This window comes from Flavobacterium magnesitis, from assembly GCF_041729735.1.
Taxonomy (GTDB): Bacteria; Bacteroidota; Bacteroidia; order Flavobacteriales; family Flavobacteriaceae; genus Flavobacterium; species Flavobacterium magnesitis.
On record NZ_JBCFQK010000045.1, the window covers coordinates 1 to 2621 of the forward strand.

A 2621-nucleotide genomic window follows, 5' to 3' on the forward strand; every position below is an offset into this window, starting at 1 on the left:
TGGAAAAACCGGTCAAATTGATCACCTCTTTCCAGTGTAAATTGACCACCAGTTCCGGAGCAAACTGACCACCATTTTCCAGTTCAAATTGACCACCTAATTTCGGGGTAAATTGATTAATAAAAACTACTGACTTTTTCATGTTGTTAGAACCATACATTCGTTAAAAAAAATACGGATTATGGCAAACAAAATAACAGACATGAGTAAAATTAGAAAAGTAATTAAATTCTATTGTGATGGAAAGAGTAAGTTATTTATAAGTAGCTACTTATCCCTTTCCAGGAATACGGTAAAGAAGTATATTTCTTTATTCGAAGTCCTCGGATTAAGCTTTGAATTAATTGATAAAAAAACAGATGCTGAACTAGAACTTTTGTTTTCACAGACTACTGTGGAATCAATTAGTCCCAAATTGCAGACACTCCATAATTTTTTCCCTAAAATGGAACGTGAACTAAAAAAAGTTGGCGTTACCGTACAACATATGTGGGAACAATATGTTGGCATAAACCCTGATGGTTACAGGAGTTCGCAATTTGCTCATCATTACAAAACATGGAGTAAACGAGTCAATCCAGTAATGCATATGAATCACAAAGCCGGTGATAAAATGTATGTGGATTATGCCGGAAAAACACTCTCCATTATTGATAATGACACAGGAGAAATCAAAGAAGTACAATTTTTTGTGGCCATATTGGGAGCCAGTCAATACACCTATGCTGAAGCTTCCATGAGCCAACAGAAGGAAGATTTTGTCACTTCGGTAGAAAATGCCATGCGCTTTTTTGAAGGCACTCCTGCGGCAATTGTCCCTGATAATTTAAAATCTGCAGTAATAAAAAGCAGTCGTTTTGAGCCAACAATCAATGAAACTTTGGCTGATTTAGCGGAACATTACGAAACTACAATCTTGCCTGCCAGAGCTTATAAACCCAGAGATAAGTCATTAGTTGAAGGGGCTGTCAAGATATTGTACAGAAGGATTTATGTGACTCTAAAAGAAACCAAATTCTTTTCTCTAGAAGAATTAAACCAGCAAGTATGGGATTTATTGGATGCTCATAATAGTCGAAAACTCACTGGACGTCCTTACTCTCGAAAAGAATTGTTTTTAGAAGATGAGAAACAAAAACTGCGCCCACTACCACAAGAACGCTTTGAAATCAAATACCAATCCTTTGCAACAATAATGCAAAACGGGCATGTCCAATTAAGTCAAGACAAAAACTATTATAGTGTTCCGTACCAATATGTAAAGAAAAAAGCGAAACTCCTGTATACCAAATCAACCGTGGAGATCTATTATAAATACAATCGAATAGCTGTCCATCAGCGGAATTACAAACCTTATGTCTATACCACAACTCCAGAGCATTTAGCCAGTACACATCAATTTGTAGCCCAATGGAGCGCTGCTCGATTTATTGATTGGGCAAGTAGTATTGATGAATCAGTGGGAGAATATATTATGCAGATAATCGAAAGCAGAAACCACCCTGAACAGGCTTATAAAAGTTGTTTGGGAATACTAAACTTCGAAAAAAAGGTTGGTAAGCAGCGATTAATAAATGCCTGTAAACGAGCACTCGATTTTAGAATTTACAATTTTAAGACGATACAAAATATTTTAGAAAACAACTTAGACCATATTGATTTTGAACAAGAACCGGAGCAAGAACTCCCGAGTCACGGCAACATAAGAGGAAAACATTATTATAACTAAATTAAATCTTGAAAACATGAATGAATCCACAGTAACAAAAATGAAACAAATGAAGCTTTATGGCATGTTCAAGGCTTTTAAAACAGCCATTGAAAGCGGAAAAACAGACCATTACACGCTAGATCAGTTTGTATCGATGATTATTGATGCGGAATGGGACGAAAGACACAATCGTCGTATTGAACGAAGTATCAAGAATGCCAGATTCCATTATAAATCAAATATTGAAAGCGTCAATTTTGATGTATCACGCAATCTTGACAGAAATATGGTTCTGCGTCTGGCAGAATGTGAATTTGTAGAAAAAAATGAAAATATCTTAATCACGGGAAGTACTGGTGTGGGTAAAAGTTATTTAGGCACTGCATTAGGTTATCAAGCCTGTATACAAGGTTTTAAGGTGAGTTATTTTAATACTTCGAAGTTGTTTGCTAAACTAAAAATGGCCAAAGCTGATGGTTCTTACCTGCGAGAACTTGCTAAAATTGAAAGGCAAGACGTTATTATACTTGACGATTTTGGACTCCAAGCATTAGATAGTCACAACCGAATTACCCTTTTGGAGATCATTGAAGACAGGCATAATAATGGTTCCATAATTGTGACATCACAAATCCCAGTCCAAGGTTGGTATGATATAATTGGCGAAAAAACTATAGCTGATGCAATTTTGGACAGGCTTATACATCAATCTCACCGACTCGAATTACATGGAGAATCTATGAGAAAAAAAAGAGGTATAAACAAAGGATAATATTTTAAGTATATTTGAATACTAATTAACAGATGAAAAAGAGTAGTTTTTAATGAAAAATGGAGGTGGTCATTTTGCTCCGGAATTAGGTGGTCACTTTAAATTGGAATTGGGTGGTCAATATTACTGGAATTTGCA

At 35.6% G+C, this 2621-nt stretch carries 2 protein-coding genes; both read left to right on the plus strand.

All coding sequences use genetic code 11. The annotated features are described in order from the left end of the window. Positions 1-181: 181 nt before the first annotated feature. Complete coding sequence (gene istA, locus AAGV33_RS16285; RefSeq protein ID WP_373393424.1) at positions 182-1729, plus strand: IS21 family transposase; 1548 nt, start codon at positions 182-184, stop codon at positions 1727-1729. A 16-nt stretch (positions 1730-1745) separates the two neighbouring features. Continuing rightward, entirely contained in the window at positions 1746-2483 is a 738-nt protein-coding gene (gene istB / locus AAGV33_RS16290) for an IS21-like element helper ATPase IstB (protein WP_373393426.1), read from the plus strand. Positions 2484-2621 lie beyond the last annotated feature (138 nt).

Bases quoted from the DNA above. Each gene is read 5' to 3' on its own strand.
- istA (WP_373393424.1), top strand. From the start codon at position 182: ATGGCAAACAAAATAACAGACATGAGTAAAATTAGAAAAGTAATTAAA.
- istB (WP_373393426.1), top strand. From the start codon at position 1,746: ATGAATGAATCCACAGTAACAAAAATGAAACAAATGAAGCTTTATGGC.